Annotated in this window: 16 protein-coding genes; 7 read left to right on the top strand and 9 right to left on the bottom strand. The window is 60.1% G+C overall.

Features of this window, described 5'->3' with window-relative positions; genetic code table 11:
- Window positions 1-91 precede the first annotated feature (91 nt).
- From BW43_RS26620 to BW43_RS26595, 6 genes are all read left to right on the top strand, one after another.
- Window positions 92-718 (top strand): sigma-70 family RNA polymerase sigma factor, encoded by a 627-nt coding sequence (locus BW43_RS26620; RefSeq protein WP_032883964.1) that lies wholly within the window; start codon window positions 92-94, stop codon window positions 716-718.
- Window positions 715-1,392 carry an anti-sigma factor domain-containing protein gene (locus tag BW43_RS26615; protein ID WP_032883965.1) on the top strand — a complete coding sequence of 226 codons (678 nt, stop codon included), beginning with the start codon at window positions 715-717 and terminating at the stop codon, window positions 1,390-1,392. Before BW43_RS26620 ends, BW43_RS26615 begins: the two co-directional genes overlap by 4 nt.
- Window positions 1,393-1,469: 77 nt before the next feature.
- Complete coding sequence (locus BW43_RS26610; RefSeq protein ID WP_032883966.1) at window positions 1,470-1,928, top strand: anti-sigma factor domain-containing protein; 459 nt, start codon at window positions 1,470-1,472, stop codon at window positions 1,926-1,928.
- Between the two features lie 135 nt (window positions 1,929-2,063).
- Window positions 2,064-2,477: a DUF3757 domain-containing protein gene (locus BW43_RS26605; protein ID WP_032883968.1), complete on the top strand. Its 414-nt coding sequence runs from the start codon at window positions 2,064-2,066 to the stop codon at window positions 2,475-2,477.
- A gap of 147 nt (window positions 2,478-2,624) precedes the next feature.
- Window positions 2,625-3,599: a hypothetical protein gene (locus tag BW43_RS26600; RefSeq protein WP_032883969.1), complete on the top strand. Its 975-nt coding sequence runs from the start codon at window positions 2,625-2,627 to the stop codon at window positions 3,597-3,599.
- A complete protein-coding gene (locus BW43_RS26595; protein ID WP_032883970.1) occupies window positions 3,600-3,953 on the top strand; it encodes a hypothetical protein in 354 nt (117 codons plus the stop codon).
- Window positions 3,954-4,003: 50 nt separating this feature from the next.
- Here the strand turns inward: BW43_RS26595 and fdhA are convergent, their stop codons facing one another.
- From fdhA to BW43_RS26555, 8 genes are all read right to left on the bottom strand, one after another.
- Entirely contained in the window at window positions 4,004-5,203 is a 1,200-nt protein-coding gene (gene fdhA / locus BW43_RS26590) for a formaldehyde dehydrogenase, glutathione-independent (protein WP_005792122.1), read from the bottom strand.
- Window positions 5,204-5,401: 198 nt separating this feature from the next.
- A complete protein-coding gene (gene purU / locus BW43_RS26585) occupies window positions 5,402-6,259 on the bottom strand; it encodes a formyltetrahydrofolate deformylase (protein WP_032883972.1) in 858 nt (285 codons plus the stop codon).
- Between the two features lie 168 nt (window positions 6,260-6,427).
- Complete coding sequence (locus BW43_RS26580) at window positions 6,428-7,060, bottom strand: sarcosine oxidase subunit gamma (protein WP_032883974.1); 633 nt, start codon at window positions 7,058-7,060, stop codon at window positions 6,428-6,430.
- Between the two features lie 129 nt (window positions 7,061-7,189).
- Window positions 7,190-10,207, bottom strand: a complete 3,018-nt coding sequence (locus tag BW43_RS26575; RefSeq protein ID WP_032883975.1) for a sarcosine oxidase subunit alpha — start codon at window positions 10,205-10,207, stop codon at window positions 7,190-7,192.
- Entirely contained in the window at window positions 10,204-10,506 is a 303-nt protein-coding gene (locus tag BW43_RS26570; RefSeq protein ID WP_003194855.1) for a sarcosine oxidase subunit delta, read from the bottom strand. The genes BW43_RS26575 and BW43_RS26570 overlap by 4 nt, the downstream gene beginning before the upstream one ends.
- A gap of 15 nt (window positions 10,507-10,521) precedes the next feature.
- Window positions 10,522-11,772, bottom strand: a complete 1,251-nt coding sequence (locus tag BW43_RS26565) for a sarcosine oxidase subunit beta (RefSeq protein ID WP_010207084.1) — start codon at window positions 11,770-11,772, stop codon at window positions 10,522-10,524.
- Window positions 11,773-11,794: 22 nt separating this feature from the next.
- Window positions 11,795-13,048, bottom strand: a complete 1,254-nt coding sequence (gene glyA, locus BW43_RS26560; protein WP_032883977.1) for a serine hydroxymethyltransferase — start codon at window positions 13,046-13,048, stop codon at window positions 11,795-11,797.
- 237 nt (window positions 13,049-13,285) lie between these two features.
- Window positions 13,286-14,014 carry a TraX family protein gene (locus BW43_RS26555; RefSeq protein ID WP_032883979.1) on the bottom strand — a complete coding sequence of 243 codons (729 nt, stop codon included), beginning with the start codon at window positions 14,012-14,014 and terminating at the stop codon, window positions 13,286-13,288.
- 90 nt (window positions 14,015-14,104) lie between these two features.
- Here BW43_RS26555 and BW43_RS26550 point away from each other — a divergent pair, with 90 nt between their 5' ends.
- Window positions 14,105-15,145, top strand: a complete 1,041-nt coding sequence (locus tag BW43_RS26550) for a low specificity L-threonine aldolase (protein WP_032883981.1) — start codon at window positions 14,105-14,107, stop codon at window positions 15,143-15,145.
- A gap of 530 nt (window positions 15,146-15,675) precedes the next feature.
- Here BW43_RS26550 and gbcB read toward each other — a convergent pair.
- Window positions 15,676-16,776, bottom strand: a complete 1,101-nt coding sequence (gene gbcB / locus BW43_RS26545; RefSeq protein ID WP_032883983.1) for a glycine-betaine demethylase subunit GbcB — start codon at window positions 16,774-16,776, stop codon at window positions 15,676-15,678.
- Window positions 16,777-16,806: the final 30 nt, after the last annotated feature.

A 16,806-nucleotide genomic window follows, 5' to 3' on the forward strand; every position in this document is an offset into this window, starting at 1 on the left:
GACTGGACATTCCGGGGGATTGTTCCCACACCCGCATCCGAATCGCCCTGCCCTACGTATAGGCTTCATACGCTGCCCGGAGCTGGATGGAATGAATGCCCAAGCTGAACTAACCTCTGCCTACCGTGCGCAGTCCCGTCGCCCTCAAACGAGAGCCTGGAGAAGCCCTATTACGCTCACTGATGCTGACACGTTGCGGCCCCTGCTGGCCCAATGCGCCTTGGGCAATCGCCAAGCGTTTGAAACGCTCTATCGCAGTGTTTCGCCGCGTCTGCACGGGGTCGCCATGGTGTTTATGGGACGCCAGGACCTGGCTGAAGAGGTGCTGCAGGAAGCCTTCGTACGCATCTGGTACAACGCTTCGCGCTACGAAGCCCACCTGGCGGCGCCGATGACCTGGATGATCAACATCACCCGCAACCTGGCCATCGACCAACTGCGTAAACGCCGCGAACAGCCTTTGGCCGACGGTCAACAGGACGCCCTGCTCGACGAAAGCCCCAGCGCCTACGAACGGCTCGACAGCGAACGCGAAGCCCGCGCGCTCAACCGCTGCCTCGACACCCTCGACAGCATGCAGCGTCAATCGATCACTGTGGCTTACTTCCAGGGCCTGTCGTGTTCAGAGTTGGCCGAACACTTGGCCGCGCCGCTGGGCTCGGTCAAATCCTGGATTCGCCGCGGCATGGAGCGCCTGCGCAGGTGCCTTGAATCATGAACTACAAAACCACAGCCCTGCGCCGCGCCCTGGCCGCCGACTACGCCATCGGACTGATGCCCGCCACCGCCCGTCGGCGTTTTGATGCGCTGTTATTGGAAGACGCCGCGCTGCGCGTTGAACTGGGCCATTGGCAGGAAGCGCTTGCCAGCCTGACCGGCGCATTGCCCGAGCGGCCGGTGCCCGAGCATGTGTGGGCGGGCATCAAGTCACGGATCGAGCCGCAGGTGCTGCACATGCCGGCCAAGAAACCGTTGTGGACGAACCTGCGACTGTGGGCGGCGGCGTTCGGGATTGTTATCGCAGTGCTGGTGGGCGTGTTGTACCAGCGCGACCTGGGTGTGGAGTACAACGCCACACTGGTCGCCGCCAACCAACAACCCGCGTTGCAGATCAAGGCCTTTGCCGACCACCTGCAAGTGGAACCCTTGTCACTGGCCGCCGTGACGTCGGCACAGGACCTGGAATTGTGGGCCATCAAGCCCGGAGGCAAACCAATCTCCCTGGGCTTGGTGCCCGCAGTGGGCAAAGGCCGAATCCAACTGAGCGAAGCGCAGCGAGCCTTGCTGACCGCACCGCTGACCTTGGCCGTGAGCCTGGAACCACACGGCGGCTCGCCCACCGGGCAACCCACCGGACCGGTGCTGTATCAGGGCCAATTGGCATCACTTTGACCTGCAAGGGGGGCCAGGAACCCATCGCGCAAACCAGAGTCCATGACAGCACTGAAAGCCCTGTCAGGAACAACGTTATGAGCGCGACACGCCCCACAATCATTGAGCCCAAGCCGCCTTTCTGGAGCCGTCCACGCCTGTTTATCGGCGTCTGCGTGGCCGTGATCGCCGGCCTCGGCGGCGCGTTCTACACTCAGGACAACGTCAAGTCCGCCGCCACCCTGATCACCACCACCCAACAGCCGGCGGCGCAGGTCATGGCGCACAAGGATTACCTGGAAGTGCAACCCATCGCCATCACCGCTCCCGCGCCGGACCAGAGCCTGGAACTGTGGGCGATACCCGACGGCGGCAAGCCCGTGTCACTTGGACTGATACCGGAGGATGGCGAAGGCATCATCGGCTTGAACCCGAGGCAGCAGGCCTCAATCAGCAAACCGGTGGAATTGATGGTGAGCGCGGAGAGCAAAGGCGGCTCAGTGAGCAAGCAACCGACGGGGCCGACCGTCTATCAGGGGGCTTTGGCAACGCGCTGAGCCCATTGCCGCAAGGGTGCTCTGAGCACCCCGTTTTTTATCAAAATTGAATCTAAGCCACTGTCATTTCTCACAGTAGATGCTTGATGAAAACTCCCTCAGCATTCAAGTCCAATGCACAAGGGAGTCTCTCTCATGAACCTCAGCCGTGTTGTTTGCCTATTGGCAATGCTCACTGTGACCGGTCACGTCTTTGCACAAACTTCTTCCTGCCCCAAGCCTGCCGACATCAAGCAATACCGGATGGACAAAGGCGGCTACCACTATGTGGCTGATGGTCCTTTGGATCAGAAATGGGCCGGCGAGAACGAGACCGCTAAAGAACTGCGCATGGCAAGCCTGGAATTCACGGCGGCAAACTACAAGCCCATAAACGACGAGAGAAACAGCATGCCTGCGGTCATCTGTGATTACTCCGGGGCCGGCGATGACGCCGTGAGACTGGTACTAAAACCTGTGCATCAGTTCTCACATGCGCCCAATACGTTCTGGGAAGCCAACTACTGCAAGGCTAATGACAACTTGAAATGCATGTTCAACCATCAATGAACGTTGCGCTGCGTAGGGCTGATTTGTAGTCATCAGCCCTAACTTAGGTAGTCCGTTTCCGAAACGCTACCAACTTCCTTGTACACGCCTTACATCCTTTATGGCGCCTTCTTATAGTCCTGCACCTCAGTCTTGGAGGTGTACGCGATGCAGGGACCTTACGCATTTATCAATGAACGGCCGCAGCCTTATCCGTTGCTCAAACTGAGCCTTTCTCTCACCCCAAATACCCAAACCAAGTTCGACATCCTCAACCAACACATTCGCAACACCGTAGTACTGCCTGGACATTTGGTCATTATTGGGGACAGCCGAACAGCTTCCTGTACCGCTGAAGAAGCCCGACTGATGCGATCGGCAGCCAACATCAAGCATGCGCTGTTGGCACACTCCGCCGCGGATCAATTTATGATCAAAAACTACGATCAATTGCAGACCATCATGTCCCATGCGTCTTTGGGCATCGGCAGTGTGAGCGGTGCTTGGAGCAATCACCTGACGCAGATCGAGCAGACGCTCAAGGAAATCGATGAATTGCATAAGCAGTACCTGAGGAACGGTACCGTGAGTGCGAGAAATGAATTTCTGGCTAAGCGTAGGGCGTTGTTTGCGAAGCTGGATACCCAACTCTCCGGGATGGCGCGCTTTGGTACGGGGCTGAAGAATGAAGGTTCAATCAAGAGAATGCTGGGGATCTCCAGCAAGAGCTATTGGCATCACGGGGAGATTCGCGGGTATGAGGACACAGTCGAGCGTATAGCCAAGGCGTCGCAGATATTGAAGAAGGGCACTTACATTGGTCTTGCGCTGGATGTTGGGTCGACAGCATTGGAGATAGCAGAGGCGTGTTCCACCGGGCGTGAGCAAGAATGTACGCGGGCGAAATATGTTGAAGGAGGCAAGTTGGTAGCTGGCGTTGGTGGCTCATACTTGGGAGCAAGACTTGGAGCCTCGATTGGCATCGGCGCCTGCATGTTAGTTTTTGGAATACCCACGGCTGGCGCCGGAGCCTTGGCATGTGCCATCGTCGGCGGTGCCGCAGGCGGCCTAGGGGGAGCCGCGCTGGGAACCGGACTTGCGCAAAGCACAGGCGATTTTATCTATAAGACTGCGAGGGATTAAATGGTCTGGTTCTACCTCGGTATGGGTTCAGTCATCCTGATGCTATTGAGCTTTCCGCTGATCTTTTGTGCCATGTATAAAAAGCTGGATGCTGCAGAAGGCTATGTGCAATACAGCACCTATCTAGTCGTGCAAAAACATATCTTCCGTAATTCACACTTTGAAGGACGCCCCCAGCGCGTATTCGCCATGGCGACGATTATTCTTATTCCAAAAATACTTCAATGGAAACATCTGGTGCTTGTTGAGGACGTTGAAAGAATACCAAGACACCTTAGGTATTGGATGGTGATACCGACACTCACTGCCTGCCTATCCTTTGCCGGCATGTTTATCAGTTGGTTTTTTATATAAGACTTATCTGCGATAAAAAAGGGCGACTCTAAGTCGCCCTTATCTATCAACTACGCCGCACTAAACAACTTATGCGGATCAATCACAAACTTCTTCGGCACGCCCGCATCGAACTCGCCATACCCACGTGGTGCGTCATCCAGGCTGATCACCTGCACACCGACGATTTCGGCAATGTTGATACGGTCCCACATGATCGCCTGCATCAGTTGGCGGTTGTACTTCATCACCGGCGTTTGCCCAGTGTGGAAGCTGTGGGATTTGGCCCAGCCCAGGCCGAAGCGGATGCTCAGGCTGCCCATTTTCGCGGCGGCATCCACAGCACCTGGATCTTCGGTGACGTACAGGCCGGGGATACCGATCTTGCCCGCCACACGCACCACGCCCATCAGTGAGTTGAGCACCGTGGCCGGGGCTTCGGCCTTGACGCCGTCGTGACCGTGACCGCGTGCTTCAAAGCCTACGCAGTCAACCGCGCAGTCCACTTCGGGCTCGCCGAGGAGCGCGGCGATTTGTTCGTGCAATGGGGTGTCGGTGGAGAGGTCGACGATTTCAAAACCCTGGGCCTTGGCGTGGGCCAGGCGGATGGAGTTGACGTCGCCGATGATCACCACCGCCGCGCCCAACAGGCGTGCAGACGCAGCAGCTGCCAGGCCGACGGGACCGGCGCCCGCGATGTAGACGGTGCTGCCAGGGCCAACGCCAGCAGTCACCGCGCCGTGGTAGCCGGTGGGGAGAATGTCGGAGAGGCAGGTCAGGTCACGGATTTTCTCCATGGCCTTGTCACGGTCGGGCAGTTTCAGCAGGTTGAAGTCGGCGTATGGCACCAGCACGTATTCGGCCTGGCCACCGGTCCAGTCGCCCATATCGACGTAGCCATAAGCACCACCGGCACGGGCCGGGTTGACGGTCAGGCACACGCCGGTGTGCTGTTCTTTGCAGGAGCGGCAGCGGCCGCAGGCGACGTTGAAGGGGACGGAAACCAGGTCGCCGATCTTCAGGTTTTCGACGTCGCTGCCCTTCTCGATCACTTCACCGGTGATCTCGTGACCGAGCACCAGGCCGGTCTGGGCGGTGGTGCGGCCGCGCACCATGTGTTGGTCGGAGCCGCAGATGTTGGTGGAGACCACGCGCAGGATGACGCCGTGTTCAATCTTCCTGCCACGGGGGTCCTGCATTTTGGGATAGTCGATTTTCTGTACTTCGACCTTGCCGTTGCCGAGATACACGACACCACGATTACCAGACATGCTTTCACCTCGCTGTTGTTTTTATGGAACTGCGTTGCCCTTTTGGGTGGGCAGCGCGTTTAAGTGCTCGGGTACAGATGCTGTTATTGCGTTGTTTGTGAGGGCCTCATCGGGGGCAAGCCCCCTCCCACAGTTGACCGAGTTCTACCTTTGGAATGCGGTCGAATGTGGGAGGGGGCTTGCTCCCGATGGCGGCAGTCAGAGCACCACCGTCCGATTGGCATTCAAGAACACCCGCCGCTCAATGTGATACCCCACCGCCCGCGCCAATGTCAGCCCTTCGATGTCCCGCCCCTTGGCAATCAAATCCTCGGGATAGTGGCTGTGATCCACCACCTCCACGCCTTGGGCGATGATCGGACCTTCGTCCAGATCGTTGTTGATGTAATGCGCCGTAGCGCCGACGAGTTTCACGCCCTTGTTGTACGCCTGGTGATAAGGCTTGGCGCCCTTGAACCCCGGCAGCAACGAGTGGTGGATATTGATGGCCTTGCCGTCCAGCTTGCGGCACAGCTCCGGCGACAGCACTTGCATGTAGCGCGCAAGGATCACCAATTCGGCGCCCGTCTCTTCAATCACCTGCCACACCTGACGCTCCTGGGACGGTTTGTCGTTGGGGTCGAGGGGGAAATGGTAGTAGGGAATTTGATGCCAGTCGGCCAAAGGTTTGAGATCGGGATGGTTGGACACCACTGCGACCACATCCATAGACAGCTGACCGATACGCTGGCGGTACAGCAGGTCGTTTAGGCAGTGATCGGCCTTGGAGACCATGATCACCACTTTTGGCCGGTAGTTCGGCGCCGTCAGTTCGAAGATCATGCCAAAGGCTTCACCGCGCGTGGCCAGGCCATCGCGGAAAGCCTGCTCGTCGAAGCCATCCGGCTGGCGGAATTCGACGCGAATAAAAAACCGACCCGAGAGACGGTCATCGAACGAATGGTGCTCGGTGACGTAGCAGCCCTGTTCGAACAGATAGCGGGTGACCGCGTCCACCGTGCCGAGCACGCTGGGGCAGTCGGCGGTCAAAATCCATGTATCGGGTGCGCGGCTCATACTGGAATCCTCAGGCCCTTGTGGCGAGGGGGCTTGTCCCCCGTTGAGCTGCGAAGCAGCTCCAAAACCCGCCACTCGGTTATTACAGAAAAAATGCGCTGACCTTAGTGGGACCGCTGCGCGCTCCAACGGGGGGCAAGCCCCCTCGCCACAAAAGCGCCCACTCGATCAGGCTTGAACGCTCAGGCCGAATTCGGCCGAGGCGTCCTGCAGCCACAACCACCAGTAATCCGAGAAGCTGCGACGAATCACCAGTTCCCAGGTGTCTTCAGCCGTGTGGCGGATCACCAATTGCGACTTGGCGAACACCGTGCCCACTGCCTTGCCCACCGGGAAGTTGTTGGGGTGCACGTCGTAGCTGGTGGATTTCATCAGCACATCACGCACGTTCGGGCCGCTCAGTTCGAGGATCTGCTGACCGCCACTGACGTTGACGACCTGGATATGCAAATCACCCAGAGCGGCGCGCAGGTTTTGTTCGGCGGCGAATTCCTCACCGCTTGGCACGATCAGCAACCACTCATCCGGGCCGAGCCATTGCAGGCTGGTTTCGCCTTTGACGATGACCTGCAGGGCGCCGGGCAGTTCGATGCCCAGGGCCTTGTGCACGCCGGCGGCGAAGGCTGCGTCATGGCCGTCACCACGAAGGGTCAGGTGACCGAGGAGTTTCTTTTCACGCACGGTCACGCCGGCGTTCTTGCGGCCCTTACCGACCAGGCTGGCGAGGTCGGCATGGTGCAGCGACGACTCGGCCTTGGCGCCGGAGGTGGGGCGTTGTTGGTAAACATTGGCTGCTGTCATAAAGCACCTATCTGAATTCTGGGGTGACTGTTCTGGCCTCATCGGGGGCAAGCCCCCTCCCACATTTGAAAGTATTCACCCATCAAAATGTGGGAGGAGGCTTGCTTCCGATGGCCGCGCCGCGGTCTATCAGATGTTCTGCCGATCACCCTTAGGATCAAAGAACACCGAAGACACAATCTCCGCCTCGATCACGCTGCCATCCGCCTGGGGTGAGAACACCCGCTCGCCGATGCGCTTCAAGCCGCCCTTCACCACGCCCATGGCAAACGAATAGCCCAGGGAGTTATGCGCATAACTTGAGGTGACGTGGCCGACCATCTTCATCGGGATCGACTGCTTCGGATCGAACACCAGTTGCGCGCCTTCCGGCAGCCACACAGTCGGGTCGATCGGCTTCAAGCCCACCAGTTGCTTACGCTCTTCGCGCACGCAGTCTTCACGGTTCATCCCACGCCAGCCGATCCACGAGAACGGTTTGGTGCGGCCAACGCACCAGCCCATGTTCAGGTCGTCCGGGGTCATCGAGCCGTCGGTGTCCTGGCCGACGATGATGAAGCCCTTCTCGGCCCGCAGTACGTGCATGGTCTCGGTGCCGTACGGGGTCAGGTTGTACTTCTTGCCGGCCGCGACGATCTGTTCCAGCACGCCCATGGCGTAGTCGGCCTGCACGTTGACTTCGTACGACAGCTCACCGGTAAACGAGATACGGAACACCCGCGCCGGCACACCGCCCACCAGGCCTTCTTTCCAAGTCATGAACGGGAAACCGTCCTTGTCCAGGTCGATGTCGGTGACTTCGGCCAGCAGCTTGCGGCTGTTAGGACCGGACAGGGTCATGGTCGCCCAATGGTCGGTGACCGAGGTGAAGTACACCTTGAGGTCCGGCCATTCGGTCTGTTGGTAGATTTCCAGCCACTGCAGCACACGGGCGGCGCCGCCGGTGGTGGTGGTCATCAGGAAGTGGTTGTCGGCGAGACAGGCGGTGACGCCGTCATCGAAGACCATGCCGTCTTCCTTGCACATCAGGCCGTAACGCGCCTTGCCCACATCGAGCTTGGTCCAGGCGTTGCTGTAGATGCGGTTGAGGAACTCGCGCGCATCCGGGCCCTGGATATCGATCTTGCCGAGGGTGGACGCATCCAGCAGGCCGACGCTGTCACGCACGGCCAGGCATTCGCGTTTCACGGCGGCGTGCAGGTCTTCACCGTTGCGCGGGAAGTACCACGGGCGTTTCCACTGACCGACGTCTTCAAACTCGGCGCCGTTTTTCACGTGCCAGGCTTGCAGCGCGGTGTAGCGCACGGGTTCGAAGATGTGCCCACAGTGCCGGCCCGCTACTGCGCCGAAGGTCACCGGCGTGTAGTTGGGGCGGAACATGGTGGTGCCCATCTGCGGGATGGTCACGTTCAGCGAGCGCGCGGCAATCGCCAGGCCGTTGACGTTGCCGAGCTTGCCCTGGTCGGTGCCGAAGCCCAACGCGGTGTAGCGTTTGACGTGTTCCACCGACTCGAAACCTTCGCGGGTGGCGAGTTCGATGGCGGCGGCGGTGACGTCGTTCTGCAGGTCGACAAATTGCTTCGGCGCCCGTGCGGTAGCTTTCTCGTGAGGCACTTGGAACAGCGCCAGGGTTGGCTCTTCCAGACGGCTCAAGGCTTTTGGCAGCGTACCTTCCACCGGGGCAAAACCGGCTTCGCTGGCCGCGCGTACGCCGCCTTCAAAACCATCCGCCAGGGAATCGCCAAGGCCGTAGACGCCGTTGATGCCACCGACGCACACACGTTTCTGCGGTGCTTCGCCCGGTACAAAACCGAGGATGTCTTCGCGCCAGGTCGGCTTGCCACCCAGGTGCGAGGCCAAGTGGACCACTGGGCTGTAGCCGCCGGAGCTGGCCACCAGGTCGCAGTCCAGCCACTCGCCGGGGCTGGTGACTTTATGCGCCTTGACGTCGATCGCGGCGATACGCGCAGCGGTCACGCGCTTGGTGCCACGAGCCTCGATCACGGCGCTGCCGGTGAGGATACGAATACCTTTGGCGCGAGCTTCTTCAACCAGCGCGCCGCGTGGGTTGTGGCGCACATCAGCCACCGCCACCACTTGCAGACCGGCATCGAGCCAGTCCAGCGCAACGCGGTAAGCGTGGTCGTTGTTGGTCGACAGCACCAGCTTTTTACCCGGTGCTACGCCATAGCGACGCACGTAGGTGGAAACCGCACCCGCGAGCATATTGCCCGGCACGTCGTTGTTGCCGTACACCAGCGGACGCTCGCAAGCACCGGTCGCCAGGACCACACGCTTGGCACGCACGCGGTGGATGCGCTGGCGCACCACACCAATCGGCGCACGGTCACCCAAGTGATCGGTGAGGCGCTCGTGAATGGTCAGGAAGTTATGGTCGTGGTAGCCGTTGACGGTGGCGCGGGGCAGCAGCACCACGTCCGGCAGGGATTTCAGTTCGGCAATGACACTCGCGACCCATTCAGTGGCCGGCTTTCCGTCGAGGCTTTCGCGGGAATCGAGCAGCGAACCGCCGAACTCTTCCTGCTCATCGGCGATGATCACGCGGGCACCGCTGCGCGCAGCAGCCAGTGCAGCAGCGAGGCCGGCGGGGCCTGCGCCGACCACCAGCACGTCGCAGTGACGGTTGAAGTTGTCGTAGGTGTCCGGGTCGTTCTCGGTCGGCGAGCGACCCAGCCCTGCGGCCTTACGGATGTACTTCTCGTAGGTCATCCAGAACGATTGCGGGTACATGAAGGTTTTGTAGTAGAAACCCGGCGGCATCAGCTTGCCGCCGACCTTGCCGAGAATGCCCATCATGTCGTTGTTGACGCTCGGCCAGCCGTTGGTGCTGGTGGCGACCAGGCCTTGGTACAGCGCCTGTTGCGTGGCGCGCACGTTAGGGATTTGCGTGGCTTCGGTGGCGCCGATCTGCAGCACCGCGTTTGGCTCTTCAGCGCCGGCAGCAAAGATGCCCCGTGGACGCGAGTACTTGAAGCTGCGGCCAATGATGTCGACGCCGTTGGCCAGCAATGCAGCGGCCAGGGTATCGCCTTCAAAGCCTTTGTAGCTCTGGCCGTTGAAGCTGAAGGTCAGGACTTTATTCCGGTCGATCCGGCCACCGTTGGACAGGCGATTGATCTGGCTCATACCTTCTCTCCAGAGGCCTTGGCGGTGAATTGCGGCTTCTCACCGATCTTGTAGGTTTCAAGAATTTCGTAGGTCACGGTGTCGCGGGTCGCGTTGAAATATTGGCGGCAACCGGCGGCATGGATCCACAGTTCGTGATGCAGGCCGCGCGGGTTGTCGCGGAAGAACATGTAGTCGCCCCACTGCTCGTCGGTGCAGGCATTCGGGTCCAGCGGGCGCGGGATGTGCGCTTGGCCGGACGCGTGGAATTCCTCTTCGGAGCGCAGTTCGCCACAGTGAGGACAGAAGATATGCAACATAGGAAATTTCTCCTGTTAGTGGGCGACGGCCGCAGCGCCGTGTTCGTCGATCAACGCACCGTTGTGGAAACGGTCGATAGAGAAAGGTGCAGCCAATGGGTGCATTTCACCCTTGGCGAGACTCGCGGCAAACACGTTGCCTGAGCCCGGCGTAGCCTTGAAGCCACCGGTGCCCCAACCGCAGTTGAAGAACATGTTCGGCACTGGGGTCTTGGAGATGATCGGGCAGGCGTCCGGCGTGGTGTCGACGATGCCGCCCCACTGACGGTTCATGCGCACGCGCGACAGCACCGGGAACATCTCGACGATGGCCTGGATGGTGTGTTCGATCACCGGGTACGAGCCGCGCTGGCCGTAGCCGTTGTAGCCGTCGATACCGGCGCCGATCACCAGGTCGCCCTTGTCGGACTGGCTGATGTAACCGTGCACGGCGTTGGACATGATCACACTGTCGATAATCGGCTTGATCGGCTCCGACACCAACGCTTGCAGCGGGTGGGATTCGATCGGCAGGCGGAAACCGGCGAGCGAAGCCATGTGGCCGGAGTTACCCGCCGTCACCACACCGACGCGCTTGGCGCCGATAAAACCCTTGTTGGTTTCCACACCGATGCACACGCCGTTTTCCTTACGGAAACCGATCACTTCGGTCTGCTGGATCAGGTCCACGCCGAGTGCGTCAGCGGCGCGGGCAAAGCCCCAGGCCACGGCATCGTGACGGGCCACGCCGCCGCGACGTTGCACGGTGGCGCCAAGCACCGGGTAGCGGGTGTTCTTGGAGCAATCCAGGTACGGAATCTCGTCGGCCACTTGCTTGGCATTGAGCAGTTCGCCGTCCACGCCGTTGAGGCGGTTGGCGCTCACACGGCGCTCGGAATCACGGATGTCCTGCAGGGTGTGGCACAGGTTGTAGACGCCACGCTGAGAGAACATCACGTTGTAGTTCAGGTCCTGGGACAGGCCTTCCCACAGTTTCATCGCGTGTTCGTACAGGTGCGCCGACTCATCCCACAGGTAGTTGGAACGCACGATGGTGGTGTTGCGCGCGGTGTTACCACCGCCCAACCAACCTTTCTCGACCACGGCCACGTTGGTGATGCCGTGCTCTTTCGCCAAGTAGTAGGCGGTCGCCAGACCATGCCCGCCGCCGCCGACGATAACCACGTCGTAGACCTTCTTAGGGGTCGGCGTGCGCCACATCTTCTGCCAGTTTTCGTGGTGGCTGAGGGAGTGCTTGAAGAGGCCGAAGCCCGAGTAGCGTTGCATAGTCATTACTCCAAAACCGCGCTCAGCGATAAACCGGGAAATCAGCGCACAGGGCAGACACGTGCTTGGCCACGTTGGCCTCGACGTCGGCATCGCCGAGGTTGTCGAGGATGTCGCAGATCCAGCCGGCCAACTCAACACACTGCGCCACTTTGAAACCGCGCGTGGTCACCGCCGGGGTGCCGATGCGAAGGCCCGAGGTCACGAACGGCGACTGCGGGTCATTCGGCACGGCGTTTTTGTTGACGGTGATGTGGGCGCGACCGAGGGCGGCATCCGCCTCTTTGCCGGTGAGGCCCTGACGGATCAGGCTGACCAGGAACAAGTGGTTATCGGTGCCGCCGGACACTACATCGTAGCCGCGTTTGATAAACACGCCGGCCATGGCCTGGGCGTTGTCGATCACCTGCTGCTGGTAGACCTTGAAGCCTGGCTCCTGGGCTTCCTTGAAGCACACGGCCTTGCCGGCGATCACATGCATCAGCGGGCCGCCCTGGGCGCCAGGGAACACGGCGGCGTTGAGTTTCTTTTCAATTTCTTCGTTGGCCTTGGCCAGGATCAAACCGCCACGTGGACCGCGCAGGGTTTTGTGGGTGGTGGTGGTGACCACGTCTGCGTAGGGCAGCGGGTTCGGGTACAGGCCGGCGGCAACCAGGCCGGCGACGTGGGCCATGTCGACGAACAGCAGCGCGCCGACTTTGTCAGCGATGGCGCGAAAACGTGGGAAATCCAGGGTCTTGGAGTAGGCAGAGAAACCGGCCACCACCATTTTCGGCTTGTGCTCGACGGCCAGGCGCTCGACTTCGTCGTAGTCGATCAGGCCGGTGTCGGTGTTGATGCCGTATTGCACCGCGTTGTAGAGCTTGCCCGAGGACGACACTTTGGCGCCGTGGGTCAGGTGACCGCCGTGGGCCAGGCTCATGCCCAGGATGGTGTCGCCGGCATTGATCAACGCCAGGTACACAGCGCTGTTGGCAGACGAACCGGAGTGTGGCTGCACGTTGGCGTAATCGGCGCCGAACAGTTGCTTGGCGCGCTCGATGGCCAGGGCTTCAACCTTGTCCACGTGCTCGCAGCCACCGTAGTAGCGCTTGCCTGGGTAGCCTTCGGCGTATTTGTTGGTGAGGCCGCTGCCTTGAGCTTCCATCACACGCTTGCTGGTGTAGTTCTCCGACGCGATCAGCTCGATATGATCTTCCTGACGCTGCTCTTCGGCATTCATGGCCGCCAGCAGTGCGTCGTCATATCCCTGGATCTGGTCTTGTTTGCTGAACATCGCGTCTCTCCCAGCCTTTCGTATTGTTGAGGCCCGTCGCAGGGCCCTTTGATGCGATGGTAGGGCTGGCGCAGACAGGCCAAATGCCTACGGACGCCACGCAAAGGTGCGTTTACGACATTGCCGGAACAACACAGAACAAATGTGGGAGGGGCTTGCTCCCGATAGCGGTGTGTCAGCCACAGCATGTGCAAGCTGATCCACCGCTATCGGGAGCAAGCCCCCTCCCACAATGGGTCAGGTGATGAACTTGCGAAGGAGTAGCAGCAGCAGGAAATGCGCGGGATAGAGCACATACGCCCAACGACGCATGGCCGGGGGCCCGGCGCTATTGGCATGTCGCAATAAGACCAATCCGGCCAATGGCGCAATCAGGCATGCAGCCAACCCCAACAGCGCCACCGGCGTGCCGCTATTGAGCAGGATCTGCCACTGGTTGGCCGCGACGCAGACCAGGCCCGGCAACACACTGAAATACCAAGGCCGACTAAACACCAGCAGCATCGCCAATGGCAGCAATACACCAAAGAAACCGAACATTAAGTGGGATGAAAATACGGCCGCTATCGTGGCGGCGATCAACGCCAATCCTCGATCAATAAGCGCCTTCTGCTGCCATCCTCGGGCAACCAGCAAGCCCAAGGCCAAGGTCGGCAGCACATTCAACGTATCGGCATCGTCGATAAACATCCGGTACGGCACTTCGCTGATCACACTGAACAGCAGCAGCCAGCCCAGGTAACGCCAATGCCCAGTCACCGGTGCGTTTGCGACGCGGTGCAGGTTCGCCGCAATCGCCAGGCAAAACCACGGGAACGCCAAGCGCCCCGGTACGTAGAGGCCATCGAGGCTCAAGCCGACATAACGCAGGTGGTCGAGCACCATGCTCAGCAGCGCCAGCCACTTGAGCAAATCCAAAGCGCCATCACGGACACGTCCGACAGGTATCGTTTCAGTACCGTGCATAATTCCCCAGTGACTTTGCATTTACAGAGCGTGCGTACGCCCGACAATCTTGGTTAAAGTGCGCACCAACATCGACCACAGGAATGGGCCATGACCGACAAGAGCCAACAATTCGCCAGTGACAACTATTCGGGCATTTGCCCGGAAGCCTGGGCCGCCATGGAACAAGCCAACCAAGGCCATCAACGCGCCTATGGCGATGATGAATGGACCCACCGCGCCGCCGACGGTTTCCGCAACCTGTTCGAAACCGACTGCGAAGTGTTCTTCGCCTTCAACGGCACCGCCGCCAACTCACTGGCGCTGTCCTCCTTGTGCCAGAGCTACCATAGCGTGATTTGCTCGGAAACGGCCCACGTCGAAACCGACGAATGCGGCGCGCCAGAGTTTTTCTCCAACGGCTCCAAGCTGCTCGTAGCCCGCACCGAAAACGGCAAGCTGACCCCGGAATCGATCCGCGAGATCGCGCTCAAACGCCAAGACATCCATTACCCCAAACCCCGCGTAGTCACCCTGACTCAAGCCACTGAAGTCGGCAGCGTGTACACCCCGGAAGAAATCCGCGCCATCAGCGCCACTTGCAAAGAACTGGGCCTGAACCTGCACATGGACGGCGCGCGCTTTTCCAACGCCTGCGCCTTCCTCGGCTGCTCGCCAGCAGACCTGACCTGGAAAGCCGGTGTGGACGTACTGTGCTTTGGCGGCACCAAGAACGGCATGGCCGTGGGGGAAGCGATCCTGTTCTTCAACCACAAGCTGGCCGAAGACTTCGACTACCGCTGCAAACAGGCCGGCCAGCTCGCGTCGAAGATGCGCTTCCTGTCGGCGCCATGGGTGGGGCTGCTGGAAAACGACGCCTGGCTCAAACATGCACGCCACGCCAACCACTGCGCACAACTGCTGAGCAGCCTGGTGGCGGATATTCCGGGCGTGGAATTGATGTTCCCGGTACAGGCCAACGGCGTATTCCTGCAACTCTCGGAACCAGCCATTGCCGCGTTGACCGCCAAGGGCTGGCGCTTCTACACCTTCATCGGTAAAGGCGGCGCGCGATTCATGTGCGCGTGGGATACCGAGGAAGAACGCGTGCGCGAACTGGCCGCAGACATCCGCGAAGTTATGGGCGCCTGACAATCACTCACTGATGTGCATAAAAAATGTGGGAGGGGGCTTGCTCCCGATGGCGGTGGGTCAGCTTGCACATGCAGTGGCTGACACTCTGCTATCGGGAGCAAGCCCCCTCCCACATGTGGACTGTGTTGTGCCTGGAGGAAGAGCGTGCGCGAACTGGCCGCAGACATCCGCGAAGTCATGGGCGCCTGACAATGACTCACTGATGTGCATAAAAATGTGGGAGGGGGCTTGCTCCCGATGGCGGTGGGTCAGCTTGCACATGCAGTGGCTGACACTCTGCTATCGGGAGCAAGCCCCCTCCCACATTTGGACTGTGTTGTGCCTGGAGGAAGAGCGTGCGCGAACTGGCCGCAGACATCCGCGAAGTCATGGGCGCCTGACAATGACTCACTGATGTACATAAAAAAATGTGGGAGGGGGCTTGCTCCCGATGGCGGTGGGTCAGCTTGCACATGCAGTGGCTGACACTCTGCTATCGGGAGCAAGCCCCCTCCCACATTTGGACTGTGTTGTGCCTGCTTGAGCAATCAGAACTCGATACGCACATCCCCCTTCGGCACGCTGCAGCACGACAGGATGTAACCGTCGGCTTCGTCTTCCTCGGTGATCCCGCCGTTGTGGTCCATCTCGACCTCCCCGCCCAGCTTCATCACCTTGCACGTTCCGCAAATGCCCATGCCGCAAGCTTTCGGGATCAACAGCCCAAGCTTGGCCGCCGCTGCGTGCACGGTTTCGCCCGGCGCCACGCGGATGCTCTTGCCTGACGAAATGAATTCCACCTGATGCAGGTCTGCCAAATCGATTTCCGGCGCGTCGGCCGCTTGTTCGGCTTGTTCCACCGCATCGGCACGAGCTTCCGGCGGCGTCGCACCGAAGGATTCCTCGTGATAGCGCGCCATGTCGAACCCGGCCACTTCCAGCAGGCGCTTGACCGCGTTCATGTACGGCGTCGGGCCGCAGCAGAACACTTCGCGCTCCAGGAAGTCGGGCACCATCAGTTCGAGCATCTTGTGGTTCAGGTAGCCCCGATAACCGGCCCAAGGCTCGCCCAGACCGTGCTTCTCACATATCAGGTGCAGGCTGAAGTTATCGATCCGCGACGCCATGTGCTCCAGCTCGCGGTGGTAAATGATGTCTTTGGGCGAGCGGGCGCTATGGATAAAGGTCATGTCGACATTGGCGTTGGTGTCGTAGAACCAACGCGCCATGGACATCACGGGAGTAATCCCCACACCGCCGCTGAGGTACAAGACTTTGGGGCTTGGGAAGTCGATGGCGTTGAACAACCCCACCGGTCCGTGTACCGCCAGTTCCTGGCCTTCGTGCAGCGTGTCGTGCAGCCAGTTGGACACCTTGCCGCCCGGCACACGCTTGATGGTCACCGAGAAGCTGTAAGGCACCGAGGGCGAGCTCGAAATCGTGTACGAGCGCATGATCGGCTGGCCTTCGATTTCCAGCTCCAGGGTGACAAATTGCCCCGGCTTGAAAAAGAACAGGATCGGCTGGTCGGCCATGAAGCAAAAGGTGCGCACGTCCCAGGTTTCCTGGATGACTTTGACGCAACGGACGATGTGCCGACCATTGGCCCAGGTCTGGGTAGTTACTGGATTCAGGAAACTGTTGGACATGCTGATTCTCCACTGCCGATATTCGGCTTT

Origin of the sequence: Pseudomonas sp. RIT357, from assembly GCF_000632245.1 — a bacterium.
In the GTDB taxonomy this organism is placed as follows: domain Bacteria; phylum Pseudomonadota; class Gammaproteobacteria; order Pseudomonadales; family Pseudomonadaceae; genus Aquipseudomonas; species Aquipseudomonas sivasensis.

Coding starts and splice junctions, on each gene's coding strand:
- glyA (WP_032883977.1), bottom strand. CDS start 13,048: ATGTTCAGCAAACAAGACCAGATCCAGGGATATGACGACGCACTGCTG.
- fdhA (WP_005792122.1), bottom strand. CDS start 5,203: ATGTCTGGTAATCGTGGTGTCGTGTATCTCGGCAACGGCAAGGTCGAA.
- BW43_RS26615 (WP_032883965.1), top strand. CDS start 715: ATGAACTACAAAACCACAGCCCTGCGCCGCGCCCTGGCCGCCGACTAC.
- gbcB (WP_032883983.1), bottom strand. CDS start 16,776: ATGTCCAACAGTTTCCTGAATCCAGTAACTACCCAGACCTGGGCCAAT.
- BW43_RS26580 (WP_032883974.1), bottom strand. CDS start 7,060: ATGACAGCAGCCAATGTTTACCAACAACGCCCCACCTCCGGCGCCAAG.
- BW43_RS26570 (WP_003194855.1), bottom strand. CDS start 10,506: ATGTTGCATATCTTCTGTCCTCACTGTGGCGAACTGCGCTCCGAAGAG.
- BW43_RS26610 (WP_032883966.1), top strand. CDS start 1,470: ATGAGCGCGACACGCCCCACAATCATTGAGCCCAAGCCGCCTTTCTGG.
- purU (WP_032883972.1), bottom strand. CDS start 6,259: ATGAGCCGCGCACCCGATACATGGATTTTGACCGCCGACTGCCCCAGC.
- BW43_RS26575 (WP_032883975.1), bottom strand. CDS start 10,207: ATGAGCCAGATCAATCGCCTGTCCAACGGTGGCCGGATCGACCGGAAT.
- BW43_RS26605 (WP_032883968.1), top strand. CDS start 2,064: ATGAACCTCAGCCGTGTTGTTTGCCTATTGGCAATGCTCACTGTGACC.
- BW43_RS26600 (WP_032883969.1), top strand. CDS start 2,625: ATGCAGGGACCTTACGCATTTATCAATGAACGGCCGCAGCCTTATCCG.
- BW43_RS26620 (WP_032883964.1), top strand. CDS start 92: ATGAATGCCCAAGCTGAACTAACCTCTGCCTACCGTGCGCAGTCCCGT.
- BW43_RS26555 (WP_032883979.1), bottom strand. CDS start 14,014: ATGCACGGTACTGAAACGATACCTGTCGGACGTGTCCGTGATGGCGCT.
- BW43_RS26550 (WP_032883981.1), top strand. CDS start 14,105: ATGACCGACAAGAGCCAACAATTCGCCAGTGACAACTATTCGGGCATT.
- BW43_RS26595 (WP_032883970.1), top strand. CDS start 3,600: ATGGTCTGGTTCTACCTCGGTATGGGTTCAGTCATCCTGATGCTATTG.
- BW43_RS26565 (WP_010207084.1), bottom strand. CDS start 11,772: ATGCAACGCTACTCGGGCTTCGGCCTCTTCAAGCACTCCCTCAGCCAC.